Here is a 26,291-nt window from a genome sequence, read left to right as displayed (position 1 = left end):
TCCGGTGGCGCCATGATTAAGCTCCGCAAAGACGCGACTCCGACCAAATGCCCCCGAGCATCGAGGACGTAAACGTAGGAAATGCTCTCTGGGGCGTTTCCCACCTTGCGAATGTGGGCTAGGGTTTGACTGGCGGTCCAGGACTCTCGCGCGGAGATGTAGTCAAAGGTAGCCAAGCTGCCCGCGGTGTTTTCAGGATAGCTCATCAAGGCTCGGATCTTGTCCAAATAGCTTTGGGGTAACCAGCCCACCAGACGTTCCGCTTGGTGGGGATGGATAGCCGCCACCAAGTCCACGACATCGTCACTGGACAGCAGCTCCAGGATAGTTTTCATCTTTTTCTCCGGTAATCCATCGAAGATCCGGTACTGCTCGATGGGCTCCAGGTAGACGATGGCCTCGGCAGCAACCACCGGGGAAATACTGTCTATTAGGGTGATCTGTCGGTCTTGGGACAGCTCCTCTAAAATTTCAGCGATATCAAAGGGCTGCAGCTGATCCAAAACTGTGCGCAAAGTGGTGATGTCATTTTGGTCGATGGCCAGCTCTACTTTGGCCAGGAGCTCCGCTGGTATATCCATCACGGCCGATCACTCCTTTCCCTGTAATTTCACTTCAGAGAAGTACTTCAGAGAAGTACTTCAGAGAAGTAAGGGAAAATTCCTCAGTCAATCCAGATTAAACCAGGAAAAGCAGAGGACTTGTCAAAGCTGATCATACCCCGATAAGCGAGGAAAAGGGCGTCCCTTATGTAGTTTACCAATAATGGGAGGGATTGTGTAGTGGAACGCAATGAAGCATTGAATTTGGTTAAGGCCAACGTAAAGAACAAGAATTTGGTAAAGCACATGTTGGCAGCTGAGGCGATTATGCGGCATATGGCAGAACACTTTGGTGAAGATGTCGACGCCTGGGGATTAGCAGGGCTCCTTCATGATGTAGACTACGACAAGACTAAGGATACGCCGGAGCAACATGGCCTGCTGGGAGCGGAAATGCTGCGAGAGGCGGGGTTGTCCGAGGAGATTGTCCAAGCAGTGCTGGCCCATTGCGACAAGGCCCCGCGCAAGAGCCTGATGGATCAGGTGCTGTATGCCACCGATCCGCTGACAGGGCTCATCGTGGCCGCCGCTTTGGTCCACCCCGACAAAAAGCTGAATTCCATCGACCCTGATTTTGTGATGAACCGGTTCGGTGAAAGGTCCTTTGCCCGCGGTGCTGATCGGGATACCATTCGCACCTGTGCTGATTTTGGCATGGAAGTCGAGGAGTTTGTGGCCCATGGCCTCAAGGCGATGCAGGGGATTCATCAAGACTTGGGCCTATAGGTAAGATAAACACCCTAGCTGGACATGCTTTCCAGCTAGGGTGTTGGCCTGTCTATCGAGGGTGTGGGCTACTTGGGAACTTCAATCCAGTAGCGCTGAATCATCGTTCCATCCACCACTTCTTCCGAATCCAGTTTACCACCGTTGTTTTGAATGACTTTGTCTGAGGCAATGTTCGCTTTGTCGCAGGTAAGAAGCACCGAATCTAGCCCCATGGTCTTGGCGTGGTTAAGGGCCAGGGCCAGCATCTTGGTGCCTAGTCCCCTTCGGCGTTGACTGGGCCTGATGCCATAGCCAATGTGACCCCCGCGATGTCGGAGCTTATCATCGAGGTAGTGGCGGATATTGACCACTCCCAGAATAGCAGACTGTTGATCCACGAGCCACAGGGTGGTGTGGGGCACAAATCCTGGAGGCAAATCGATTCCCAAACTGCAGTTTCGTAGTTTAGTGATCAGCGCCGGGAAGTCACTGGGGTCAAAATCCAGGACAAAGGGAAACATTGATTCTGCGGTGGAGCGCCAATCCTGGAGCATTTGCATGTACTGTGCTTCTAGGGCAACGTCGGGATAGATTAGTGCCAGTCCATCCATGTTGAATCCTCCTGGTTCAAGAAGTTAAGAGCAAATTGGTTTTCTGTTTATTGGTAATTTCGCGATTATTGCCTCAAATATCTACTCCCAGAGTGACTCGAATCAGATAGCCTATGGCAAAGCTAACCAAGGCTACCCCCATACTGATCAGGGCCATCTCCGTGAAGCGGCGCCGGAAGTTGAGATCCTTGGCGACGGAGATGTAGTAGTTGAAGGCAAAGATAATCGCTAAGGCGATGACTAGGGTGCACACCAGACTGAGTAAGTAGTTAGTCAGCACCAGGTAGGGCAGAATCAACAGGGCCACGGTACAGATATAGGCCACCCCGGTGTAAAGTGCCGAAGTGGAGGCCCTTTCACTTTCACCTTCAGACCGCTGGGACAGATATTCCGAGGCCGCCATGGAAAAGGAGGCCGCGATTCCGGTGATCAACCCGGCCAAGGCCGTCAGTTTGGTGTTTTGCAGGGCGAAGGTGAGGCCTGCCAGTGTTCCCGTGAGCTCTACCAGCGCATCGTTCAACCCCAAAACAATGGAGCCGGTGTAATTCAGGCGTTCCTCGTTGATCAACGCGATGAGCTTCTGCTCATGCACCTCTTCTTCCTCGATAATCCGCTGGGCCTCGGGAATCACTCCGACAATCTGACTGTAGTTGATTTGAGCCCGCTCTTCATTTTTTTCCATCAGCTTGATTCCAAAGGTAAGCCCCAGGACTCTAGCGATCCAGTAATAAAGGAAGACTATCAGTCGCCTTGGCCGGGCCTCTTGGTTTGTATACTGGGCCCAAGAGTCATGGTGCTGCTTTTCCTCGTCGGCAATTTGCTGCAGGACCCGGCTGTTGCCCTTGTCCTTGACCCTTCTGGCCAGGCGGGAATAGATATGATACTCGGTGATTTCGTTCTGTTGTGCCCTGAGGATTTGGGTCAGCACAGATTGCGGAATGGGAGATTTCAATCCAATCAACTCCTTGTATAATGGTGTTGTCGATATATCATGGAGTCAAGGTTGTTGGCCCTTGACAACCATAGAGGATTTCCACCGGCAGCAGGCTAACTTTCTCCTAACGGTAGGGCGCCTCCTTGAAACTCCTTGGGAAGGAGAACGTCTGAGATAAAGAGTGGGGGCGCCTTACGAGATACTTCAACTGGGCAAGTGGGGATGCAGCTTGATAGACGCCTCGTCTTCTTGACTGTAGTGCTATCTTATCATCATATCCGGAATTGTAATATAGCCCCCTTCATACTAAGGTTAGCAGAAGACAACACATCAGTGATTCTGCGAGCTCTATCCCTGGCCACAGGAAGCTGCCAAACCGAGTTTCGAACACTTGCAGCACCATGCTGCTGTGGTCTTAAGGCACTTAACAACGGGTGAGGATGGAAGATTGTTGAAGTCAAGAAGGGAGGGGATTTGATGAGAGGGGTATTGCTTACATTAGGAGGGCTAGCCCTGTTGATGCTTTCGTCCTATTTACAGAGTGATCTGTGGATTCAGGTGATTGCTGTCATAGTGGTTTTTGCGGGACTAGGAGATGTCCAAGCTACGAGGAAATGAGTGAGGGCTCGGGATTGACGATGGCATCGGTGCTCCAACATCGTATCGCCTGATACCGGAAGATGAAGGGAGAGTAGGCGGCTGCCCAGGTAACAGAGGATCCCATTGTGGATCGACGATGGACTCTTCCCTTCTAACTACCAGGGGACGGCCCGCTATCCCAAGTGATGTGGAATCACTGTGTGGTTGTCAAAGGACACCTGAATCATGGACTGTTCATCCCACATGTTTATTCCTTCGCAAGCAAGGGTTCTACTTCTGTCTACTACTCAAGACAGTCAAAACCTACCAGAATTAGTCGGAAAATCGTCCTTACATAACGCCATGAAAAATTTCCCAGGAAATAGAGAGAATAAACTGAATAAACAGACTATTATGTAATACAAGGAGTGCGATGAACCCAGCTTGCGAAGGAGGCGGACGGATGAGTAAGTATCGATGGAAGTTGATGGGGTTGGCGCTGGCAGTGGTTCTGGTTCTGGGATTCAGTGCCCTGGGACTGGCCTACTATAACGAAGCGCCGATGCTCAAAGAGCGGGTAGCCAAGGGAGAACTTCCCAGTGTAGAACAGCGGTTGCCGAAAAATCCTCTGGTGATTATTCCCTACGAAAATGTCGGCAGATATGGAGGAACCTTCCACGTCCTTCACTGTAACCCCAACGCGTTGGAGGACGGTGTCAACGTGATCGGGAAGGAAACGATCCTCAAACTCAATCCCGAGGATGGTGCCACCATCGAGCCAAATTTGGCCACCGCTTGGGAGATCTCCGAGGACAAGAAGACGGTGACCCTGTATCTGCGGGAAGGTGTGAAGTGGTCGGACGGGCACCCCTTTACCGCCGATGACATTCTCTTTTGGTGGGAGGATGTGATCCTTAACGATGAGCTGACTCCCGTTAAGCCCACCCAGGACTGGGCCCCTGGCGGCGAGATGATGAAGGTCCACAAGATCGATGACTATACCGTAGAGTTGGAGTTTGCCATTCCCTACTCCGCGGTATTGATTCGCTTGGCCACTTGGGCGGAAGAGAATGCCTTCTACTTACCAAAGCATTACCTCAAACAGTTTCATCCCCGGTATACCGATCCAGAAGAACTGGACCGACTGGCTAAGGCCGAGGGGTTTGAAACCTGGTGGCAGCTCTTTGGAGCAAAGAGGGTCCTTGGATTTAATGAGAATCACCAAAACCCCGAAGGTCCGGTACTTCGAGCCTTTAAGCCCATCTCTAGAACCCAGAACCGGGTTGTCTTTGAAAGAAACCCCTACTATTGGAAGGTAGACACCGAGGGTAATCAATTGCCCTACGTTGACCGAGTAGTGCTAGAGTTGGTTACCGATGTCGAAGTGTATAATCTCAAGGCTGCTACGGGGGAAATGGATATCGCCCAGTGGAACATCACTCTAGATAATATGCCGGTGTTCCTGGAGAATGCTGAGCGTAACGGTTATCGGGTCTTGACCTATCAGACGGCCTGGCCCTGCATGATGTTCTACATGCCCAACATGACCCATAGGGATCCTGCGATGCGGGCTTTGTTCGGGGATAAGCGGTTTAGAATTGCTCTGTCCCTGGGTATTGATCGGCAGGAGATGAATGATGTGTTGTTCTTCGGCATGGGCGAGCCGATGCAGTGTGTCATCTTGCCTCGGGGAGGACGCTTCTGGGATGAGCGATTGGCCAAACTTTACACCGAGTACGATCCCGATAGGGCCAATGCCCTCCTTGATGAGATGGGTCTTAAGTGGGAGGGAGACTATCGAGTCAGGCCCGATGGAGAACGGGTCAAATTCACCATTTCCTATTGGCCCGGCGAGGGCGGCACGGCTAAAGCGAAGATGCTGGAGCTGTCGGCGCGCCAGTGGGCCGAGGTACTGGGGATCGATGTCACCGTGCGGCAGTTGGAGCGCAGTTACCTGCAAACTCTACGGGAAAACGGCGACTACGATATGACCATTTGGCATTGTGGCCAGATGTCTGACCCGGTGTGGATCCTCAATCCCTGGCATACCACCTTGAGCTCCTGGGAATCCGGTTGGGCCCCGGCTTGGCGGGAATGGATTGCCACCAAGGGCGAGCGGGGGGAGGAGCCGCCCGAGGAAGTGTTGCATCAGTATAACCTCTGGGAAGTGGCAAAGACCTCTTATGATGAGGAAGAAGTCATTGCTGCGGTGAAGGAGATGCAGCGAATTCATATAGAGAACATGTGGACCTTTGGTACCCTGGGTCTGATGCCCGCACCCATCCTGGTCAACGAAAAGGTGCGAAACATCCCTGACACCGGCTTGATGGCCTGGGACTGGGTCTATTTGGCCCGTTATGTACCGGAGCAATTCTATTTCGCTGAGTAGTCGGGGAAGGGTGATCAGTCCCTTCCAGAGCAAAGGGTCTATGATAGAAAACCTAATTTAAGGCAGGGAAAAAGGGAGTGGCCCCTTCGGCTGCTCCCTTTTTTGGGGATTTTCCCTCGCAACTTGCCAGAAAGGCGAGCTCAAGGCACCTCTTGGCCGTGACTGAATCCGTCGCAGACCCGCCTAACCGGGGAGGGGTCAAGGAGACTTAATACTCCTTCACCGATGAAAAGGAGATCACTCAAGGACAAAGAACCTGCCATATGTGGTGTGACTATTTTGGTAAATATTGATAGAAATTTCATTGCCGCGTCGGAATCAGGAGCACCCAGGGGTAGAGGTTGCAGATACTAGAGGAACTTCTGAGTCGGTTTTCATCTAGCCAAAGGTAGTTATACAGAATCTTGGAAGGGGTGGTTAAGTGATCACACATCAGTCCGTTACCATGTACGATCTCTTGATGCTGCTCTCTAGGGCTTTGGACCTGGTTGGTGGCGATCTTTCCGTCCATGGCTTGCAGGTAGCCTATGGCGCTTGGCGTGTGGGCGAAGCACTTGGAGTAGATGGGCAAGCTCAGCGGGGACTGGCTCTCGCTGGATTGGTTCACGATGTGGGAATGTCCTCGAGCCGGGTTCGCAGTCAGGTGACCGCGTCCATCGAAGTCGATCCCCTATTGGCCACGGAGCACGCCGTCGAGGGACAAAAACGTCTATCCACTGTCTCCTACGCTAAGAACCTGGCTGATGCTGTGTACTTTCATCATCATCGTTTCAGCGACCCCAATCCCGATGGGATTCAACGGGATGATATTCCTCTAGCCGGTCGCATCCTGCACTTGGTGGACCGGATAACTATCTCCATCCCCGATGATTACATACTAACTCACAGAGACAGGATCCTGTATCGGTTGGGTCTCTTCTCCGATTCCCATTTCGATCCGAAGCTGGTAGAACTAGTCGGTGATTTGGAGCCCGCCTTTTGGCTGGATTTGACTTCGGGGTACCTAGAAGAGATCCTGCGGTCCTTCTTGGCAGCAGAAACCATCAGCCTCTCGGCGGAGGATATTGTCACTACCTGTCGGTTGCTGGCCAATATCATTGACGACAAGAGCCCCTTTACCCACAATCACTCGGTAGCGGTGGCCAACGTGGCCAGGGAACTGGCGGCTCGGGTAGGGTTTTCCGAGCAGGAGCAGTGGGAAATTGAAATGGCAGGACTGGTACATGACCTGGGGAAACTGGCTATTCCCGACGAGATTCTGGAAAAGCCCGGCCCACTAACCAGCGGTGAGAGACAGATCATGTGTCAGCACCCCTATCATACATATCGGATACTATCCCAGGTCCCAGCCATGGCCCGAATCGCCCGCTGGGGTGCCTTGCATCATGAACGTCTAGACGGCTCCGGTTATCCCTTTGGTCTTGGGGCTGAGGAGCTGGACCTGGGATGTAGAATTCTAGCGGTTGCGGATCTCTTCCAGGCGTTAAGTCAAGACAGGCCCTATCGGCCCGCGATGGCGGCAGATGATGTGAAGAGTATTTTGGCCAGCCATGTACGAGAGAACAAAATCTCTGCGGAACTGGTGGCATTGCTCTTAGCTGATTACGACGAGTTTCTGCAATCGGCTAACAACTATGCGATGAGCTATTAGTGAAAAAGCCCAGGGAGGGAATGGCAATGGGTATGATTCAGTTGGATCGTGCTACTTATTTGGATAAAGTATATGGTTGTTGGTTGGGCAAGAATATCGGTGGGACCTTGGGAGAGCCCTTGGAAAAAAGATTCGGGCAAGATGAGATGTTTGATGTTTGGTGGTACCCCGAGCTGCCGGAAGGGGGGATCCCCAACGACGATCTAGAACTGCAGCTGATCTGGCTCCAGGCCCTGAAGGAGCGGGGGCCGGGGTTGACTGCCCGGGATTTGGCGGACTATTGGTTAAACTGTGTTGCCTACAACTTCGATGAATACGGGTTGCATAAGACCAATTTGGTAAAGGGATTGCAGCCTCCCGTTTCTGGATGGTATAACAACTGGTTTATCGATTGTATGGGAAGCCCCATCCGTTCGGAGATCTGGGCCTGTGTGGCGCCGGCCGCGCCCCAGGTTGCTGCCCATTATGCCTTTCAAGACGCGATCTGTGATCACGCCGGCGGCGAATCGGTATATGGAGAAATCTTTAACGCGGTGGTGGAGTCCTGTGCCTTTGTCATCGATGACAAGTTTGAACTTATTTCCTTGGGGCTAAGCGCCATTCCCGCCAGCTGCAAGACCCACCGGGCGATCACCCGCACCCTTGAGCTGTACCACCAAGGTCGATCCTGGATCGAGGCCCGGGAGATTCTCAAGACCGAGTTCTACAGCCCCGTTGCCCAATACTCGCCCTTGAACCTGGCCTTCCAGACGGTAGGGTGGCTGTGGGGAGAGGACTTTGCCGATGCCCTGTGCAAGGCCGTCAATTGTGGTTGGGACACCGACTGTACCGGGGCTACCTTGGGAGCAATTCTCGGCATTATTCTCGGTCGTCAGGGATTGCCGGAAAAGTGGGTGCAGCCCCTAGGTGATGAGATTACCACCAACGTTAACACCGGTGGCATCAAGAACCTCACCGCTCCCACTAATCTCCATGAACTCACGGAAGAGGTCTACCAAATGGCTCTCCGGGTGTTGAATTACTGGAACTGCAAAGTAGAGATTGTAGACAGTATCTCACAGAAGCAGAGTCCCCCTACCTTTGACCTGGATCTAGCATCCCTGCATCATTATCGACCCGATACCCTGAAGTTCGATCTCAAGACCCTGCAGGCGGAGGTGACCTACCATCATTCAGCCGCGGTGGTGGGAGACCAACCCAGCAGGTTTACCCTCACCCTGGCTAATCCTGGAGCAGAGAGCCTCAATTGCACCGTGACAGTGTGCCTTCCCAAGGACTGGAACATATCGCCTCGGGAAAGCCAGCAAGCAGAGTTGGAGCCATACCAGAAACTGGCCCTTGAGTTTGAGGTATCAGCTAGTCCCGATGCCATTGAATTATCCAATCGGGGGATGATTGAGATCTGGGTCGAGGACCGACCGGGCTTGATGGGAATCCCCTTGGTCTACGCTGGGGGCTTTCGCTGGTTGGTTTCCCCGGTGTTTGTCGGTAAGAACCTGGAGGATGACTGCGGTGTGGTGGAGACAGAGATATTGACGGCAGTTCCCGACGGCTGGAGGGAGATTTGGCGCCACGATAACGATCTTCGCCCTGAGGAGTTATTCGACGGAAGGCAGGGAGTGGTGTATCTAGCCCATTTCGTGGAGGCCCTCAAGGAGCGCCAGGTGCTGATTGGCGTGCCCAACAACAACCGGATGCAGTTTTGGATCAACGGAGAGCCCATCCATCGAACAACGCAGGTGGTGCCCCTGGCACCCAACGAAGGGGGCGACGGAGTTAACTACGCGGAGGCTACCCTCAAGGCAGGATGGAACCAGATTCTCGTGAAGCTGGAGCGGGGAGATGGGGAGGCGGAAGCCCACTTTATCCTCTCAGGGGTAGATTCCGAACATCCCATTAACCGAGGGGACGCGGTGATGGACGTGGTTCGGGCTCAGATGCCTTGGTAGCAAGGGCCTGCGACGGGGATAGCAGGAATTCTCCCGCCAGATATTGTGCCTTGGGGTATAATAAACGCATCAATTAGCCAAGCTGAAGGAGGTAGCAATAACCACCAACAACTGCAAAGGAACGTTGGTGGCCCTAGATGTCTAGAGATTAATAGTTTCTAGTGATCTCCTCCTTTCACAGAACAAAAAGCCCTGACGAGGGGTTACGAAGGGAACCTCCCCGTCAGGGCTTTTTCCGTTGGTGAAGTGCTCCGGTATCCTATTTCAACCGGGCTGCGGTCTTGGTTACTAACGCCCCGTACTCTTTGGCCAGCTCCATTTCCTCTGGCCGAGGCCGATTCATCGGTGCATCCTTAGAGGTTTCAACGGGTATAGTGGCGGCCGCTCCATAGGGACAACCATATAGTGTCCTTTCCGGTGTTAATTCACCGGTGTTGGAAACCACAATCATACCATGATGCTGCATGGGCAGTTGGAGCACCCGGAGAATCTGCTCAATACCCATGTGTTGAGTCGAAGTGGTGGCAAAGACACCTCCTACTTTGCCCCTGAGATCTCCCGTGGCCCACATCCCACCTAATTTCGAGAGGAAGGTAGCCATCTTCGGGTTGGGGGTGCCAAAGAACCCCGAGGATCCCCAAATGATAGCATCGGCGGTTTTCAGCTCTTCCAGATTGACATCTTCGACGGACTCCAGTACCACCTCAGCGCCTTCCACGCTCTCTGCGCCTTCAGCGATTGCCTCTGCCAGCACCTTGGTGTGTCCAAACATGCTGGCATAAAGAACATATACCTTAGTCATCCTTTTGCCTCCCACCACTGAAGTTCTACTACCTATCTATTATTTACCCTAGCTTTGAAATATTAATCAGCAACGGGTGGGGGCAGCCATTCTAGGGGATCACCAGGCCCAGATCCTTGAGGTAGCTGATGGAAACTTCCAGGGCCTTGGCCAGCCCTAACTCCTGGATGATGGGTCCCTCCAGTTCCATGGTCAAGGGGCCATCAAATCGCCAGTGGTCCAAGAGGTTGAACACACCGGGAAAGTCCACGATACCCTGGCCCAGGGGCGGAAAGTCAAAGGATTCGTATTCCCCCATGGTATCCTTCAGGTGGAGACTGGCGACGTAGGGCAGGGCATGGCTCAGCTCGCTGACGGCATCAAGACCCCGATTGTAATAATAGATATTTCCCGTATCGAAATTAATCCGGATGTTTTCGTGATCTACTGCCGACATGGTCCGCAGCTGTACTTGAGAATTTTCCGCTAGGTTGCGATGGGTCTCCAGGGCAACGGTTAATCCATGCTCTTTGGCTAAATCACCAACCCGCCGGAGCCTTTGGATCGCGGCCTCGGGCTCGGATTCATTGGCGCTAACACTGGTAAAAACCACCGAGGCTCCCAGCTGCTCAACGACGGAAAAGGCCGAAGGTAGGTGGGCAATCCCTGCATCGGAATTGATGTCCATCCTCACTACTACGGAACTGGCCACCAGCCCCAAGTCCGTCAAAGTCCCTTTGAGGGAAGCAACTTCCGATTCAGGAACGATATCGATCTCCACATATTTTAATCCTGCCGCGGCCACAACGGGCAGCTGCTCCCTTTGGGTGCGGCAAGCCACCACATATCTTCTCATCGTGACTCCTCCCTTTCCACTTGATGCTGTTGACTTGATCGCTAGTTTCACCTTGGAGAAGGGGAGTCCTGCCAAAAGAAAACAGCTCCATCGCTGGAGCTGTTGAATACTACACTTGCTGATTATCCTCTATGACTGGTTGTAGCTGAAGATTAGCTGCAGACCCTGCAGGGTTAGATGGGGCTCGGCATGAGCAATCAGGTCCATCTCCTGGGTAAAAAGCTCAGCGTAGGGGCCTGTGGCGATCACCGTGGGATTTCCCGTTATTTCCTCAGCCATTCTGGTGACAATTTCTTTGATTTGGCCAAAGACGCCGAAGAAGATGCCAGCTCGAAGGCTGTCAACGGTATTCTTGCCAATCACCGACGGCGGCCGGGACAGGTCCACTTGAGGCAGCCGAGATGCTTTGCCAAAGAGGGCTTCCATGGAGAGCCTGATGCCCGGGGCGATGGCCCCGCCCAGGTACTCGCCGGATGGGGAAATGGCATCGAAATTCGTGGAGGTGCCAAAGTCGACAATAATCGCGGGTCCGCCGTACTTGGCTATGGTGGCCACCGCGTTACAGATCCGATCGGCCCCGATCTCCCTTGGGTGATCGAACCGCAGTGGGATCCCAGTCTTGATTCCCGGTCCAACCACCAAGGGCTCGAGATCGAAATAGGTGCGGGCCATTTCCCGCAGGTTAGGCAAGACGGGGGGAACCACGCTGGCAATGATCATTCCGTCGATGACCCTTGGTCTAAGTCCTCGCTGATGGAGGATCAGACTTGTGATCAAACCCAGCTCATCGGCGGTTTGGAAACGGTGGGTATTCAGTCGCCAATTGGCAACCAAACGATCCTTCTCAAAGACTCCGTATTCCGTGGATGTGTTACCAACGTCGACAGCCAACAGCATCGGGATTCCCTCCGTTAGTTGATTCCGTCTGTTCAGCTAAGCAGCGAAAAACCCCTCACCTTGGACAGCGCTCGGATGATGAGAGCGGTCACAATGGCGGAGACAATCATCTCCAATATCCCGTTGCTCAAGGCAACGGCCGCCACTGCCTCAAAGGGTAGGTAGCCCCTTAGGGCGATCATCCCCAAGACACCGATGGTGTTGGTGGCAGAACCCACCAGGGCAGCAGCAATCACCTTGGTCCGTCGGTGGAACCAGCCGCGGTAGACGTAATAGGCGGTAACTCCGATCAGCAATCGGGGAAGAACCGAGACAAGAGGATCGGAAAAGAAGGCGGGAATGGGATTCAGCAGCGCATAGATGCCGAAAATTAGACCCACCAAGGCTCCCGATACCGGCCCTTGCCAAATTCCCCCAATGATCGCCGGGATGTGCATGATGGTGACGTGAACTCCCGTGGGCATCGGAATAAAGCCCAAGGGCGAGACCGCCAGCACAATGGAAATAGCTCCCAGCATGCCGATCACAACAATTTGACGGGTAGTTAGATTCAATTTTTTCCCCTCCGTTCCAGTCCCAAAGGGGTACCGGACGTATTTTGACAGTACTTGCCACGGTAATTCCTGGTATCGGTTGGGAGAAATCCCGGTCTATCTTGAGCCTATTTCTTCCCACCACCATCAGCGGCCGCAGCAAGGAAGCTGTCTCATTTATACTATACTACAGGGTCTAGGGAGTGTCTAGCCTCGCTGGCCCTCTCCCCTAGTTGATCAAGTTGAAAATCTTCGGAAGATCAAAGACGGTGATGATTCCCAGGGGCTGTGCGTCCTCCCGTCCGTCGTGGGTGATAATCACCGCCTGCAACCGCTGCCCCCGATGGGTAGTTTCATCAAAGAGCCGCATCACTTCAAACACGGGGGTGTGGCGACTGATAAACCGGAAACTGGTGGTTCTTTCGTCCACATACTTCAGTACCGATTCCACCCTTTCCCGATAGAGATCGTTGCTCCTTTTTTGCAGCTGGGCACCGAGCCAATGGGTGATGGCCTCAGCAGTTAGCAGTCCAACGAATCTGTTCTCCTCATCGTATACGGGAATCTTAGAAAAGGAGTGTTGGTACATCAGTTCCGCGGCGGTGCTGACTAAATCTGTGGTTTGGCAGGTAATCACCGGCCCGAGAAATTCCTGATCAACCTTGGGCGGCTCCAGCAGCAAGTCACGAATTCGCTCGATGCGGGCTACGGTTTCTGCATGGGGTTCCGCGATGGGTTCATCGTCGATTCGTTCGTGCACGATGGCGTTGCGCAGATCGCCGTATTCCTTTAGTTCCACGGCAATATCCTGAACAAAGGGGTCTTTACGGGCCGCTTCGTCCACCAACTGATAAAAAGGTTTGTGTCTAGTAGTGCCTAAGATATCCTCTAGGGCCTGCTCTATGTGGGCGAAGGCATCGAGAAATCTGGTGGAGTTTTCTCGATTCACCGGATCACTCCTTCCACGGACAAGGGCCTTAATTCTGTACTTATGAAAGACTTCGGTTAACCTGAAATAAACTCCTGTAATCCCCTGGGTATCGCAGGTGTTTGCGACGGAAAAACTGAATCGATTTAGTAGCCAATTAATCGCCGAAGGGTAGGACCTAAGGTTAAAGGAGGTACAGGCATGGAAGCCAAAAACACAAAAGCCCAAGAGTTACCACTGTTTCGGGATCCGGATCAACCCCTAGAGGCCAGGATTGAAGATCTGTTGTCCCGGTTGACGCTGGAGGAGAAGGTATCCCAGATGATCTATAACTCCTCAGCACTCTCTTCAGTGGGAATTCCAGAGTACAACTGGTGGAACGAATGTCTCCACGGCGTTGGGCGGGCGGGAGTGGCCACAGTTTTCCCTCAGTCCATCGGGATGGCGGCTACCTTTAGCCCCGAGCGCCTGGAAGAGGTGGGTTCGGTAATCTCCGATGAGGCTCGAGCCAAGCATCATGAAGCCGCCCGCCATGGCGACCGCGGGATTTACAAGGGATTGACCTTCTGGTCTCCCAATGTCAACATCTTCCGGGATCCCCGCTGGGGCCGGGGACAGGAAACCTATGGTGAGGATCCCTACTTAACGAGCCGGTTGGGGGTAGCCTTTATTAAGGGGCTGCAGGGCCATGACCCGAAATATCTCAAGGTTGCCGCCTGCGCCAAACACTACGCCGTCCACAGCGGGCCAGAGTCCCTGCGCCATGAGTTCGATGCCCAGGTCAGTGCCAAGGACCTGCGGGAGACCTATTTGCCGGCCTTCAAAGCCTGTGTGCAGGAGGGCCAAGTTGAGGCGGTGATGGGTGCGTACAATCGAACCAATGGCGAGCCCTGCTGTGCCAGTCCCACCCTGCTAGAGGAGATCCTGCGCCAGGAGTGGGGATTTGCCGGCCATGTGGTATCCGACTGTGGTGCCATTGACGATATCCATGCACGGCACAAGGTTACCCAGTCACCGGAGGAATCGGCAGCCTTGGCGGTTAAGAATGGCTGCGACCTCAATTGTGGTCACACCTTCCCCAGCTTGGTGGCTGCCGCGGAACAGGGCCTAATCTCTGAAGAAGAAATAAATGTAGCCTTGCGTCGGCTGCTGCGCACTCGCTTCAAGTTGGGAATGTTCGATCCACCGGAGCGGGTTCCCTATGCCCAAATCCCCTTCGAGGTAAATGCCTGTGAAGCCCATCGGGAGCTGGCTCTCGAAACTGCGCGGGAGAGTATGGTGTTGTTGAAAAACCAGGATGGACTGCTTCCCTTGGATCGGGACAAGATCCAATCCATTGCCGTCATCGGACCCAATGCCGATCGCAAGAGTGTCCTGTTGGGCAACTACTTCGGTACTCCCTCCCGGTACGTGACTGCTCTGGAAGGCATTCGCCAAGCGGTGAAGCCGGAGACAAAGGTGTACTACGCCGAGGGATGCTCTTTGTACGAGGGTTCTCCCGATGCTCCTTGGGGCGTCAAGCCCACCCATGGCTTTGCTGAGGCTCTAGCCGTGGCCCAACGGGCCGATGTTGTGGTGATGTGCCTGGGTATTTCTCCGGAACTTGAGGGGGAAGAAGGTGACGTAGCTAACTCCGATGGCGGTGGAGACCGCATCAGTCTATCTCTGCCGGTGCTGCAGGAGCAGTTGCTCCAGGCGGTGTGTCAGTTAGGAAAGCCCGTGGTGCTGGTCCTCTTTAGCGGCAGCCCCTTGACCATCAACTGGGCCCAGGAGAATGTCCCGGCCATCTTACAGGCCTGGTATCCCGGTGAAGAGGGCGGAACCGCGATTGCCGATGTTCTCTTTGGTCGCTACAACCCCGCGGGACGGCTGCCGGTGACCTATGTTAAGTCCCTGGATCAGCTTCCGGAGTTTACCGATTACAGCATGGCGGGACGAACCTACCGCTATATGACCGATACTCCTCTGTATCCCTTTGGGTATGGACTGTCTTACACCGATTTCGAATACTCCGGGCTAAAGATCGAAGGGTCCCAGGTTGGGCCCGAGGATTCGGTCAAGGTCCAGGTCACCGTCAAGAACGTGGGAGAGTTGGCCGGGGATGAGGTGGTACAGCTTTATCTGACTGACCTGGAGGCCTCGGTTCCCGTTCCCCGCTGGCGTCTAGAGGGATTCCGGCGGATTCACCTTCGCCCTGGGGAAGAGCAGGTAGTGGAATTTACCCTGACCCCGCGACAGTTGGCGCTGATTGATGAGGCGGGAGCCGCGGTGCTGGAGCCGGGAACCTTCCAGGTCAGTGTCGGGGGACAACAGCCCGATGCCCGCAGTGCTGAATTGACGGGCCGCAGTGTCTTGCTGGGCCAATTTGAAGTAGTGGCCGATGCCCCGGTACAGCTGCCTTACTAGCTGCTGCCGCTGACATTGCCGTCATAGGTCATGGAATGAACAGAGCAGAAGATGTTGCAAGGCGACTATGGGAGGAAGCGAAGTGACAGAAAAGATTCGAATAGGCATTGTCGGTTATGGGAATTTAGGTCGGGGTGTTGAGCTGGCCGTTGCCAAGAACCCCGACATGGAACTGGTGGCTGTGTTCACCCGGCGGCCCGTGGAACAGGTTAATACAGGAGAACAGGGGACTTTGGTGCTCAATGTGTCAAAGGCCCATGAGTACACCGATCAGATCGATGTGATGATTTTGTGCGGTGGGTCGGCAACGGATCTGCCTCAGCAAGGGCCGGAGTTTGCCGCTATGTTTAACACCGTAGATAGCTTTGATACCCACAGCCGGATTCCAGAGTATTTTGCCCTGATGGACAAAACCGCCAAAGCCAAGGGCAAGCTGGCGGCAATCTCCATCGGGTGGGATCCGGGGCTGTTTTCCCTCCAGCGTCTGATGACCGAGGCCCTGTTGCCCGGAGGTAAGACCTATACCTTCTGGGGTCGAGGGGTAAGCCAAGGTCATTCCGATGCCATTCGGCGCATTCCCGGAGTAAAAAATGCCGTCCAGTACACCATTCCGATTTCAGCGGCCTTGGATCGAGTCCGAGCCGGGGAGCAACCGGAGCTGGCGGTGGGAGAGCAACACCTGCGGGATTGTTACGTGGTGGCAGAGGAGGGCGCGGATCAGGATAGGATCGCGGCAGAGATCAAGGCGATGCCCAACTACTTTGCCGATTATGAAACGAAGGTGACCTTCATCACCGAGGAGGAGCTGCTGCGGGAGCATTCCCAGATGCCCCACGGTGGATTGGTGATTCGCAGTGCCACCACCGGCCGACGGGACGAACACCACCAAGTGGTGGAGTTCTCCCTGCGGTTAGACAGTAATCCGGAATTTACCGCCAGTGTCTTGGTAGCCTATGCTCGAGCGGTGTACCGTCTCCATCGGGAGGGCAAGACCGGCGCGGTTACCATCTTTGATATCCCAGTGGGATACCTATCGATGGATTCCCCGGAAAACCTGCGCCAGCGGCTGTTATAGAATTCAAGGCAGCCAGGAATCTACCGCCTGAGGGTAGAATCCTGGCTGCCTCGTTTTCTGGATCAAAGGGGAGATTTGCCTCCTAGCCACGCTGTAGGGGTGGGAGGCGCTAGCCAAACCAGGTGCCCGTGGGCAGTGGCACCATCAAGACATACCGAAAGACCGCGTAAAAGACCCCAGAGGTGATGGCAGCTATTACTAGGGTTTGGGCCCATCCCTTTGGAGACCTTGGGCGGGTGGGAGCAATCAGCATTGAAATTAGGGTATAGATGGCGATACTGCCCAGGACAAACCCGATCCAGGGCATGGCTGCAATTCCCAGAGCCAGAACCAGCAGGGTTGCCAGGACCTTGCGATAGGCTGCTGGATCCGGCTTCTCTTTGGGCTGGTTGCGCCTTGCCGGCAGCAGTCCCTTCACCGCTGAAGTTAGGCCTAACGCCAACAAGACGGCCAGCACCCAATTAACGAAGAGTCCGCCGTAATAGGTGAAATCCCGGGAGTGATACCATGCCACTAAGGTTAGGGCTAAGGTCAAAAGCCCAGAGAGGGTGTCACTATTGATCACGGCCCATCACCACCCCTTCCTCAGTGATTGCTGCACTAGGCTGCTCGGCAGCTGCGGGTCCCTGCTCCCGTTGCCCTGTCCTCAGCTTTCCTTGCCAGTGGGATACCATCGGCCAAATTACCGAGGCTAGACAAAGACCGATGAGAACCAAGCTAATGGGCCGACTAAACATCAGGCGCAGAACGGAGCCCGAGGCCCGCCCCATGAGGATCGATTGCACCAGACCCTGCTCGGCGAAGGGACCCATGATTAGTCCTAGAACTACCGGTCCTGACTCAAAGCCCAGCTTGTGGAGAACATAGGCGCAAAGGCCGAAGAGCAACATGAGCCCCACATCCAGCAGACTGTTGCGAATGGCAAAGGAGCCAACTATGGCCAGGAAGGCAATCATTGGTGCCAAATGCTGGAGGGGTACGTTAACCATTCTGGCGAAGATCCGAGAGCCCCAAGCGGTAAAGATGAACATCACGATCACGCCGACAAAGAAAGAAAAAATGAAGGTATAGGTGATATGACCAAAGGTGGTATACATCTCCGCACCGGGACGCATGCCATGGAGCATCAGTGCGCCTAGGATCACCGCTGCCGCGGGCGAACCGGGAATCCCTAGGGTCAGCATCGGGATGAGGGAACCCTGGACCACGGAGCAGTTTGCGGTTTCTGTCGCCGCAATTCCCTCAATGTTGCCTTTGCCAAACTCCTCGGGGGTTTTCGACCATCGGACAGCTTCGTTATAGGACACTAGGGCAGCAATGTTTCCGCCGGCTCCAGGGATGATCCCAATCAGGACCCCAATTAATGATGAGCGGATCAAAAGTATCGGTTTGCGGAGGAGAAAGGCGATAGTCTGAAGAGCGACGCCCTTCTGGGGTTTGTATTTCACCGGTCGATGGTGCTTGACCCCGAATTCCACCATCTCCAGCACCTGGGGGATGCAGAAAAAGCCAATCAAGGCAACCATTAGGTCTACTCCCGCCTGCAGGTTCGTTACTCCGAAGGTGAACCGAACATCACCGGCAATGGGAGAAATCCCGATGGTGCTGAGGAGCAAGCCCAGGGCTCCTCCCGTCAACCCCTTGAGAATTGACTGGGAGGCCAGGGTGCCGATGATGGTCAAACCAAAGATGGCCATCCAGAAGTACTCTGGAGGTCCAAACTTCAGCCCCAGTTCCGCCAAGGGAGGGGACAGCGTGAGCAGGAGAATGGTGCCGATCAGTCCACCCACCAGGGAACTAAAGGCATTGGCGGTCAAAGCATGTTGAGCTAGCCCCTTTTTTGCCAGGGGATAGCCATCAAAGGTGGTGGCAATGGCCGATGGGGTGCCTGGGGTATTGATCAGTGTGGCAGGAATGGCATCGCCGAACATCGCTCCGACATACAATCCCCCGAGCATGATTAATCCGGTGATGGCTGGCATCGTGAAGGTAAAGGGAACCAAGAGGGCTAAAGCCATCGTTGCCGTCAACCCAGGCAGACAGCCCACGATGATTCCCGCAATGCCGCTTAGGACCAGCAGTAGGAAATTACTGGGCGCGAAGATTTCACCGAAGGCAAATAACAAGTGTTCCAGCAAGACTTTGACCTCCCAACTTGCAGGCTACCACAGACCTTGCCGGTGGGAGGGGTAGTTTCCCTTCCCCTCCTACCGGTCCTCCAGTGCCTGCATTAACTCGCTGTATTCCACGGTTTTCAGCGCAATATATTCCTTGTACTCCTGTGCCCCCAGGGCCATGGGAACAAACCCCTGCTCAATCATCTGAGACTGAATCTCAGGGTCCCTGGCGATGCTTAGAAAGGCTGCTTCCAGGATGGCGATCACCTCTGGTGGGGTGCCCTTGGGAACACAGATCCCGCGGTCGATCCGGGGAATCATGTCATAGCCCAGTTCTACGAAGGTCGGTACATCGGGAAGGCTGGGAAAGCGCTGGTCGTCACCGATAGCTAGGACCCGAATCCGATCCTGATGCTGCACCAAGTCATTGGAGTTGGCCAAAATGGCTGTGGTGTGACCGCCCAGGAAGGCCGTGATCTGGGGTGCAGCCCCGGTGAAGGGGATGTAGGTGGTCTTGATTCCAGCCAGTTTCTCCAACTGCAAATAGGCGATGTGATGCCCTGAGTAGGTTCCCGATCCTGCGATGGTAATTGCCCCGGGGTGTTCCTTAGCATACTGGACAAAATCCTCGAAACTTTCAATGGGACTGGATTTGAGAACCGCGAGTCCGATGGGGGTAGTTTGAAACAGGGAAACCGGTTCCAGATCTTCGGTGTTATAGCCGGCATTGCCCCTTTGCAGCGGTTGGAGAATGATGTGGGGGATGTTGTTGCCGGCGATGACATAGCCCGTGGGCGGTGAATTGGCTAACTCAGACCAGCCGACGGAACCGCCGCCACCGGGTCGGTAGGTAATGATGACAGGCACTCCCAACAATTCCTCAAGGATTGGCTGTTGGCGCCTGGCCTCGATGTCCGTCTGTCCTCCGGGATCGAAGGGGATGATGTAGGTGATGGGTTTGTTGGGAAAGTCCGCAGCTTGGGCCACCATCAAACCCGAGACCATTAATAGACCTGCCAACACCACAAGTACCAGCACCAGTGCTTTTTTCACTCCTATACACTCCCTTTACATAGTCTTATTACCGGCACAGCTCACTCTTTGCCCAGCACTACAAGTGTTAGGCTTTGATTCCTAGTACTATATGACGGGACTCACAAAGGGGAGCCAGTCCAACAAGGAAAATGGTCACTAACCCGGAACATCAAAGATAACTTTGATTCGACGGGAGGGTGTGGGATGAAGGTGGCTCTTGGGGAGTTAGAAGTCTGGTTTGTGACTGGCAGTCAACACCTGTATGGTGAGGAAGCCCTTAGGCAAGTGGAAGCCCACTCCAAGGAGATGGCACAGGGTCTCGACGGAGCCGAGGCGATCCCGGTTCGGGTTGTGTACAAGCCGGTGCTGACCAGCTCCGAGGAAATTCATGCACTGTGCTTGGAGGCCAATGCCGCAGCAAACTGTATCGGGTTGGTTACCTGGATGCATACTTTCTCACCGGCTCGCATGTGGATCCCGGGATTGCGAAGTCTGCACAAACCCTTTGTTCATCTCCATACGCAATATAATCGGGAGATCCCCTGGGATGAAATCGATATGGATTTTATGAATCTGAATCAGTCGGCCCATGGATGCCGGGAGTTTGGGTATATTGCTTCTCGCCTTCGATTGGAACGGAAGGTAATCGTTGGGCACTGGCAAGATCCTCGGGTGCTGGCAGAATTGGGTACCTGGACTCGAGCGGCAGCGGCCTGGCACGATGCCCAGGGAGCAAAGATTGCCCGTTTTGGGGACAACATGCGGCAGGTAGCGGTCACCGAGGGGGACAAGGTTGAGGCAGAGATTCAATTGGGATATTCCGTCAACGGTTACGGTATCGGTGATTTGGTGGCCTATATCAACGAGATAGCGGATTCTGAAGTGGATCAGCTTCTAGCCATCTATGGGGAGCGGTACCAACTGGCTGAATCCCTGCGGCCCGGCGGCAGTCAACGGGAGGCTTTAAGGGAGGCGGCACGGATTGAATTGGGACTCAGGGCCTTTCTCCAGGAGGGCGGCTTCAAAGGATTTACCACCACCTTTGAGGACCTACATGGACTGTCCCAGCTGCCGGGTTTGGCAGCCCAGCGCTTGATGGCCGATGGCATCGGGTTTGGGGCCGAAGGCGACTGGAAAACGGCAGCCCTGGTACGGGCCATGAAGGTGATGGGCAGCGGACTTGAAGGGGGAACCTCCTTCATGGAGGATTACACTTACCATCTGGCGCCTTCAGGGATGCAGGTGTTAGGGGCCCACATGCTGGAGGTATGTGAATCCATTGCCAAGGATCGTCCCCGGCTGGAGATTCACCCCTTGGACATTGGAGGTAAGGCCGATCCCCCGAGGTTGGTCTTTGATGTTGCCAGTGGTCCTGCCATCTGTGTTGCCATCATGGATCTGGGTAATCGCTTCCGTTTAGTCTTGAACGAAGTGGATGTAGTGGAGCCAGAGCAACCTCTGCCTAAACTCCCGGTGGCCAGGGCTCTGTGGGAACCTAGGCCTAATCTGCCAGTGGCAGCCACCAGTTGGATTCTGGCAGGCGGATCCCACCACAGTGGTTTCAGTCAGGCAGTGACCACGGAACATATCAAGGATTTTGCGGAAATAGCGGGTTTGGAGCTGTTGATCATCGATGGGAACACCAATGTCTGGGATTTTAAGCAGCAGCTCAAACTCAATGAAGTGTATTATCAGATGCGCCGGGGTTTCTAAGGAAATTTAACTTTAGGAGGAGAGAGCGAGATGGCGATACCCCAACCGGAGCCTCGAGTGGCCCGATTTGAGAAACTGGCCTACGGCATGTTCATTCATTGGGGATTGTACTCCCAGCTGGGTCGAGGGGAGTGGATTATGAACAGAGCCCAGATTCCCAAGGAAGAGTATGCTCCCCTGGCCAAGACCTTTACCGCGGAGGAGTTTGACGCGCGAGCCATTGCTCGCATCGCCCGTCAGGCCGGGATGAAGTATATTACCATTACCGCTAGGCACCACGATGGATTTTCCCTGTATGATACCCGGGGGTTGTCCCAGTACGATGCTCCCAACAGCGGTGCCAAACGGGATTTGATTGCAGAATTTGTCGAGGGATGTCGCGCCGAGGGGATCCTTCCCTTTTTCTATCATACGACCCTAGACTGGTATCACCAGGATTTTGAGAAGGATTTCGAGGCATACTTAGAGTACCTGCGTCAATCCGTGGAAATTCTCTGCACTCAGTATGGTGAGATCGGTGGTTTGTGGTTTGATGGGAACTGGAGCAAACCCGGTGCCGATTGGCAGGAAGACAAGTTGTATGGGTTAATTCGCCGCCATCAGCCCAACGCGATGATTATCAATAACACGGGACTTAGCGCTCGGGGTCATATCGGTCATCGGGAGATCGACAGCGTGACCTTTGAACAGGGCCACCCCACGCCCATGGATCGAGAGGGCATGCCCAAGTACGTGGCTGCGGAGATGTGCCAGACGATGAACCAACACTGGGGTATTGGCGATCTGGATTTCTGTTACCTGTCTCCCAAGGAGATTATCGCCAACCTCTGCGCTTGCCGCAAGGTAGGGGCCAACTATCTGCTTAATGTCGGCCCAACGGCCAGCGGCCGGATACCGGACTATGAGAAGGCAGCCCTATTGCGGGTGGGTGCTTGGGTTCAGATGCACCGCGATGTGATCTATGAGGGCAAACCCACCTCGGTCAAGGGTACTGGCAGGAACTTTGCCCTAGAGGCCAATGGCAAAGTGTATCTGTTCATTCACGATCTAGGTAATACCGGTGATGTCAATGTGGCCATTGGCGAATCCGGTGCCGGGCCCAAGGCCTTTAGCGGTGTCACTGAGCCCGTGGCGTCGATTCGTTGGATGGATAATGACGAAGAGCTCGCCTTTGCTCAGGATAGGTCTTCGGGCTTGTTGGCGGTGGACGCAACGGGCTATCCCTACGGCACCAATCTAGTGGTGCGAGTCGCGGAAGTATCCTTTGCTTAATAGCTAACCAGCAGAAGGAACATTGTTTTGTCGAATCAGGACAGCCACTGTCGTCGCGGGGCTGTCCTGCTGGTTTTTGGACGTCATAATGGAAATTTTGCCCTTACCGCAAGGAGATAGCGTTAGCTTCTGCGAATAAGTTTTGGACTCAAGATGACTAAGACCGGGAAATTATGGGTAAACCTAGCTGTAGTCTAACTGCCGAATCAGTTGTTTCAGGCGGATCAGTTTCGGGTTGCCATGGGTTCTTGGAGAAGGGGATGGATACTCAGTGGGAATCAGGATCGTTGCCGATAGTGTTTGTGACACGGATGCTAAGCTGGATGCAGAATTGAACATCACCAAAGTGCCACTTACCCTTTATTTTGGAGACAGGGAATTTAAGGACGACGGCACTCTCACCCAGCAGGAAATCATCGAGTTGATGCGGTCCTCTAGCGTGGCACCCCGGACCGCTAGTCCATCGCCGGGACAATTTGTTGAAGCGATCAAAGGGGCTGGGGGGGATTCGACGTTCGTCGTGACCGTTTCCCAGGGAATCAGCAGTACCTATGAAAGTGCAACCATCGCTCAACAGATCATCCAGAGCGAGGATGCCGGTCGATTTATCCATGTCTTTAACAGTCGCAGTGCATCGGTAGGGGAAGCCTTGGTTTGCATGAAGATTCAAGAACTGGCGCGGCAAAGTCTCAAAATCTCTGAGATCGTGGAGAGGGTTAACGCGTATATCGCTGAAATGAAGACCTTTTTCCTCCTGGACTCCCTAGACAATCTGGTGAAGTCCGGGCGGATGGGCAAGGTGATGGGTAAAATCGGTTCCGTTTTGTCCCTGAAATTGGTGTTAGGAGCCTCGGAAGAGGGAACCATCAAGCTCTTTGACAAGGCTCGGGGAACTAAGCGGGCCTTTCGCCGCCTGATTGATCAGATTGAGGAACACGGAGAGCGTTTGGAGGAAAAGATCCTCGGAGTTGCCCACTGCAACGCCCGAGAGAAGGCAGAGGCTCTGAAGGCCGAGGTGTTAGAGAGGTTTAACTTCAAGGACATCATTATCGTTGAAACCGCTGGTGTTACCAGTATCTATGCCGATCATGGTGGCATCGTGATCGCCTTCTAGATACCAATCCCAAAGAGAAGGAAGCTGAAGGAACCATGTATCGAGTCAGCGAGACCACCATCTATGTGATGTCAAAGGATAACCCTCCGGCGATGACTGTGAGGTCGGGAGACATTATCGTCTTTGAGACTAGGAATTGCTTCAATAATCAAATCACCGATGGAACTGAACCCATTGAAGGGATGGATTGGGAGCAGGTGAATCCCGCCACCGGTCCCGTGTTCATTGAGGGAGCCCAGGTCAACGACACCTTGAAAATCCGGATCTTGGACATCGAAATTGCTCCCTGGGGGATCATGGCCGCGATTCCCGGTGCCGGGGTTTTAGGCGGTAAAGTGACTACCAGCCAGGTGAAGCGAATTCCCATCGTCGATGGGATGGCGATCTTTTCCCCGGATATCAAGGTTTCCTGTTCGCCCATGATCGGCGTGATTGGGGTAGCACCCAAGGGGGAAGGGGTCCCCTGTGGGGTACCCGATGTCCATGGCGGGAACATGGATAACAACAGAATCAAACAGGGGGCGACCCTGTATCTTCCTGTTTTTCACGAAGGGGCCTTGCTGGCCATGGGCGATGTTCACGCTGCCATGGGTGATGGAGAGATCATGGTCACAGGAATAGAGATCTCCGGGGAGATCACCGTCAAAGTTGAGGTGATGGAGCAGGTGACCATCACCAATCCTCGGTTAGAGGATGCCAACTACTGTTACACCATCGCATCCCATGAGGATCTGGAGACGGCCATCGGCATTGCTACTGAAGAGATGACTCAGATTGTGATGGCACAGCTGGGCCTGTCCTTTAACGAGGCGGGAATGCTCCTCAGCGCGGCCGGCGATCTGCAGATCTGCCAAGTGGTGGATCCCAAGCGCACGGTAAGGTTTGCCATGCCCAAGAGCATTCTGCCCAGTATGTTCTAGCCAGTATCCTTTAGCCGGTAGGTTTCTGGCCTCTACTGTCTTACAGCCCATAGAAATCAAAGCACCCGTAGATTGTCTTAACAAGCTACGGGTGTATTAGTTAGTCCGCTATCTGGAGAGCGTCAATAAACCCTATCCCTTGACCGGCAGCGGCAAGGATAATTCTGGTATTTCCCGAAGAGTAGAGTCAGTTGGGAGAGGGAGTTGAGAGAAGTTGCAGTTTACCATTAGACAGCGGGAGTTCATCTTTACCGATGAGCGGCCATTTGCCAGTTGTCATGCCTCCACGCTGGTGGTATTGCCGAATCAGGAGATCTTGGCTGCTTGGTTTGGCGGCAGCGAGGAAGGCGCCGATGATGTAGCCATCTGGTGTTCTCGCCGAAGCCAGGGCAAGTGGAGTCCTCCCATTTGTATTGCCGATGAGGAAGGGCTTCCCCACTGGAATCCGGTACTCTTTAGCGCACCCGATGGGCGGATCTTTCTCTTTTACAAAGTCGGGAAGCAAATACCCTCCTGGCAGACCCGAGTGATGATCTCCGAAGATCAGGGGGAAACCTGGTCGGCTCCCCGGGAGTTGGTGCCCGGCGATCGGGGAGGGAGGGGTCCGGTGAAGAACAAGCCGATTGTTGCCTTTGATGGAACGTGGTTAGCTCCCGCTTCCATCGAAGGGGACCGATGGGATGCCTTTGTCGATCGCTCAAGGGATCAGGGAGCCACTTGGCAGCAAAGTTCCTTGGTTCCCTTGGCAAGGCCGGGAACCGGTGAAACCGCGGAGGATCAACCATTAGTCACCGGCAAAGGCGTGATTCAGCCGACTCTGTGGCAGTCCCAGCCGGGACGGGTACATATGCTTTTGCGGTCTACAGAGGGAAGGATTTTCCGGTCGGACTCTAACGACAATGGTCAGTCCTGGTCTCGGGCCTATCCCATAGATATGCCTAACAACAACAGCGGCATCGACTTGGCGCAGACCCCTCAGGGTTACTTGGCCCTAGCTTACAATCCCGTGGGGGAAAATTGGGGAGCGAGGACCCCTTTGGTGGTGGCAGGTTCCAGTGACAATGGAATTACTTGGCCGGCGATGATCACCCTGGAAGAGGACGAAGGTGAGTTTTCCTATCCGGCGATTGTGGCCACGCAGGATGGGATCTATCTGACCTACACGTGGAATCGAACTCGGATTGCCTTTTGCGAGCTATCTCTTGACTAAGGGAGTGTGAC

At 54.1% G+C, this 26,291-nt stretch carries 23 protein-coding genes; 12 read left to right on the top strand and 11 right to left on the bottom strand.

From position 1 onward, the window contains the following. A partial coding sequence (locus GX030_00380; protein NLV90842.1) for a magnesium transporter occupies window positions 1-584 on the bottom strand: 584 nt, incomplete at its 3' end. 198 nt (window positions 585-782) lie between these two features. On the opposite strand from GX030_00380, the gene GX030_00375 reads away from it, so the two are divergent. Continuing rightward, window positions 783-1,328 carry an HDIG domain-containing protein gene (locus tag GX030_00375; protein NLV90841.1) on the top strand — a complete coding sequence of 182 codons (546 nt, stop codon included), beginning with the start codon at window positions 783-785 and terminating at the stop codon, window positions 1,326-1,328. A gap of 68 nt (window positions 1,329-1,396) precedes the next feature. Here the strand turns inward: GX030_00375 and GX030_00370 are convergent, their stop codons facing one another. After that, on the bottom strand, window positions 1,397-1,921 hold the full coding sequence (locus GX030_00370; protein ID NLV90840.1) for a GNAT family N-acetyltransferase: 525 nt from the start codon (window positions 1,919-1,921) through the stop codon (window positions 1,397-1,399). A gap of 73 nt (window positions 1,922-1,994) precedes the next feature. Next, window positions 1,995-2,846, bottom strand: a complete 852-nt coding sequence (locus tag GX030_00365; GenBank protein ID NLV90839.1) for a rubrerythrin family protein — start codon at window positions 2,844-2,846, stop codon at window positions 1,995-1,997. Between the two features lie 486 nt (window positions 2,847-3,332). Here GX030_00365 and GX030_00360 point away from each other — a divergent pair, with 486 nt between their 5' ends. From GX030_00360 to GX030_00345, 4 genes are all read left to right on the top strand, one after another. Further along, the gene (locus tag GX030_00360) at window positions 3,333-3,473 is read left to right on the top strand and encodes a hypothetical protein (protein ID NLV90838.1); all 141 of its coding nucleotides are present in this window, start codon (window positions 3,333-3,335) and stop codon (window positions 3,471-3,473) included. Between the two features lie 424 nt (window positions 3,474-3,897). Further along, complete coding sequence (locus GX030_00355; GenBank protein NLV90837.1) at window positions 3,898-5,823, top strand: ABC transporter substrate-binding protein; 1,926 nt, start codon at window positions 3,898-3,900, stop codon at window positions 5,821-5,823. A 421-nt stretch (window positions 5,824-6,244) separates the two neighbouring features. Continuing rightward, complete coding sequence (locus GX030_00350) at window positions 6,245-7,474, top strand: HD domain-containing protein (protein ID NLV90836.1); 1,230 nt, start codon at window positions 6,245-6,247, stop codon at window positions 7,472-7,474. 26 nt (window positions 7,475-7,500) lie between these two features. Further along, window positions 7,501-9,423, top strand: a complete 1,923-nt coding sequence (locus GX030_00345; protein NLV90835.1) for an ADP-ribosylglycohydrolase family protein — start codon at window positions 7,501-7,503, stop codon at window positions 9,421-9,423. Between the two features lie 259 nt (window positions 9,424-9,682). On the opposite strand, the gene GX030_00340 is transcribed toward GX030_00345, so the two are convergent. The 5 genes from GX030_00340 to GX030_00320 all read right to left on the bottom strand — a co-directional run bounded on the left by GX030_00340 (window position 9,683) and on the right by GX030_00320 (window position 13,439). Next, a complete protein-coding gene (locus GX030_00340) occupies window positions 9,683-10,225 on the bottom strand; it encodes a flavodoxin family protein (protein NLV90834.1) in 543 nt (180 codons plus the stop codon). Window positions 10,226-10,316: 91 nt separating this feature from the next. Next, entirely contained in the window at window positions 10,317-11,060 is a 744-nt protein-coding gene (locus GX030_00335; GenBank protein ID NLV90833.1) for a sugar phosphate isomerase/epimerase, read from the bottom strand. Between the two features lie 129 nt (window positions 11,061-11,189). Further along, window positions 11,190-11,957 carry a type III pantothenate kinase gene (locus GX030_00330; protein NLV90832.1) on the bottom strand — a complete coding sequence of 256 codons (768 nt, stop codon included), beginning with the start codon at window positions 11,955-11,957 and terminating at the stop codon, window positions 11,190-11,192. Window positions 11,958-11,989: 32 nt separating this feature from the next. Next, window positions 11,990-12,511 (bottom strand): ECF transporter S component, encoded by a 522-nt coding sequence (locus GX030_00325; GenBank protein NLV90831.1) that lies wholly within the window; start codon window positions 12,509-12,511, stop codon window positions 11,990-11,992. Window positions 12,512-12,719: 208 nt separating this feature from the next. After that, window positions 12,720-13,439, bottom strand: a complete 720-nt coding sequence (locus GX030_00320; GenBank protein NLV90830.1) for a CBS domain-containing protein — start codon at window positions 13,437-13,439, stop codon at window positions 12,720-12,722. A gap of 180 nt (window positions 13,440-13,619) precedes the next feature. On the opposite strand from GX030_00320, the gene GX030_00315 reads away from it, so the two are divergent. Continuing rightward, entirely contained in the window at window positions 13,620-15,824 is a 2,205-nt protein-coding gene (locus GX030_00315; protein ID NLV90829.1) for a glycoside hydrolase family 3 protein, read from the top strand. Window positions 15,825-15,906: 82 nt separating this feature from the next. After that, complete coding sequence (locus GX030_00310) at window positions 15,907-16,899, top strand: diaminopimelate dehydrogenase (GenBank protein NLV90828.1); 993 nt, start codon at window positions 15,907-15,909, stop codon at window positions 16,897-16,899. Window positions 16,900-17,008: 109 nt separating this feature from the next. Here the strand turns inward: GX030_00310 and GX030_00305 are convergent, their stop codons facing one another. From GX030_00305 to GX030_00295, 3 genes are all read right to left on the bottom strand, one after another. Continuing rightward, window positions 17,009-17,464, bottom strand: a complete 456-nt coding sequence (locus GX030_00305) for a tripartite tricarboxylate transporter TctB family protein (GenBank protein NLV90827.1) — start codon at window positions 17,462-17,464, stop codon at window positions 17,009-17,011. Next, complete coding sequence (locus tag GX030_00300; protein NLV90826.1) at window positions 17,454-19,025, bottom strand: C4-dicarboxylate ABC transporter permease; 1,572 nt, start codon at window positions 19,023-19,025, stop codon at window positions 17,454-17,456. The genes GX030_00305 and GX030_00300 overlap by 11 nt, the downstream gene beginning before the upstream one ends. 81 nt (window positions 19,026-19,106) lie before the next feature. After that, the gene (locus tag GX030_00295; protein ID NLV90825.1) at window positions 19,107-20,021 is read right to left on the bottom strand and encodes a tripartite tricarboxylate transporter substrate binding protein; all 915 of its coding nucleotides are present in this window, start codon (window positions 20,019-20,021) and stop codon (window positions 19,107-19,109) included. Window positions 20,022-20,255: 234 nt separating this feature from the next. On the opposite strand from GX030_00295, the gene araA reads away from it, so the two are divergent. The 5 genes from araA (at window position 20,256) to GX030_00270 (ending at window position 26,280) form a co-directional block, all read left to right on the top strand. Continuing rightward, window positions 20,256-21,764: an L-arabinose isomerase gene (araA, locus tag GX030_00290; protein ID NLV90824.1), complete on the top strand. Its 1,509-nt coding sequence runs from the start codon at window positions 20,256-20,258 to the stop codon at window positions 21,762-21,764. Window positions 21,765-21,800: 36 nt separating this feature from the next. After that, a complete protein-coding gene (locus tag GX030_00285) occupies window positions 21,801-23,036 on the top strand; it encodes an alpha-L-fucosidase (GenBank protein ID NLV90823.1) in 1,236 nt (411 codons plus the stop codon). Window positions 23,037-23,307: 271 nt separating this feature from the next. Further along, on the top strand, window positions 23,308-24,150 hold the full coding sequence (locus GX030_00280; GenBank protein NLV90822.1) for a DegV family protein: 843 nt from the start codon (window positions 23,308-23,310) through the stop codon (window positions 24,148-24,150). 35 nt (window positions 24,151-24,185) lie between these two features. Further along, window positions 24,186-25,070, top strand: coding sequence for an acetamidase/formamidase family protein (locus GX030_00275; GenBank protein NLV90821.1), 885 nt, complete (start codon window positions 24,186-24,188; stop codon window positions 25,068-25,070). 214 nt (window positions 25,071-25,284) lie between these two features. Continuing rightward, window positions 25,285-26,280, top strand: coding sequence for an exo-alpha-sialidase (locus GX030_00270; protein ID NLV90820.1), 996 nt, complete (start codon window positions 25,285-25,287; stop codon window positions 26,278-26,280). Window positions 26,281-26,291 lie beyond the last annotated feature (11 nt).

The organism is Bacillota bacterium, from assembly GCA_012727955.1.
Taxonomy (GTDB): domain Bacteria; phylum Bacillota; class Limnochordia; order DTU087; family JAAYGB01; genus JAAYGB01.
This window is presented reverse-complemented; position numbering and strand designations above follow the sequence as displayed.

Coding starts and splice junctions, on each gene's coding strand:
- GX030_00360 (NLV90838.1), top strand. CDS start 3,333: ATGAGAGGGGTATTGCTTACATTAGGAGGGCTAGCCCTGTTGATGCTT.
- GX030_00330 (NLV90832.1), bottom strand. CDS start 11,957: ATGCTGTTGGCTGTCGACGTTGGTAACACATCCACGGAATACGGAGTC.
- araA (NLV90824.1), top strand. CDS start 20,256: ATGAAGGTGGCTCTTGGGGAGTTAGAAGTCTGGTTTGTGACTGGCAGT.
- GX030_00370 (NLV90840.1), bottom strand. CDS start 1,921: ATGGATGGACTGGCACTAATCTATCCCGACGTTGCCCTAGAAGCACAG.
- GX030_00335 (NLV90833.1), bottom strand. CDS start 11,060: ATGAGAAGATATGTGGTGGCTTGCCGCACCCAAAGGGAGCAGCTGCCC.
- GX030_00295 (NLV90825.1), bottom strand. CDS start 20,021: ATGGTCTCGGGTTTGATGGTGGCCCAAGCTGCGGACTTTCCCAACAAA.
- GX030_00275 (NLV90821.1), top strand. CDS start 24,186: ATGTATCGAGTCAGCGAGACCACCATCTATGTGATGTCAAAGGATAAC.
- GX030_00340 (NLV90834.1), bottom strand. CDS start 10,225: ATGACTAAGGTATATGTTCTTTATGCCAGCATGTTTGGACACACCAAG.
- GX030_00345 (NLV90835.1), top strand. CDS start 7,501: ATGGGTATGATTCAGTTGGATCGTGCTACTTATTTGGATAAAGTATAT.
- GX030_00315 (NLV90829.1), top strand. CDS start 13,620: ATGGAAGCCAAAAACACAAAAGCCCAAGAGTTACCACTGTTTCGGGAT.
- GX030_00355 (NLV90837.1), top strand. CDS start 3,898: ATGAGTAAGTATCGATGGAAGTTGATGGGGTTGGCGCTGGCAGTGGTT.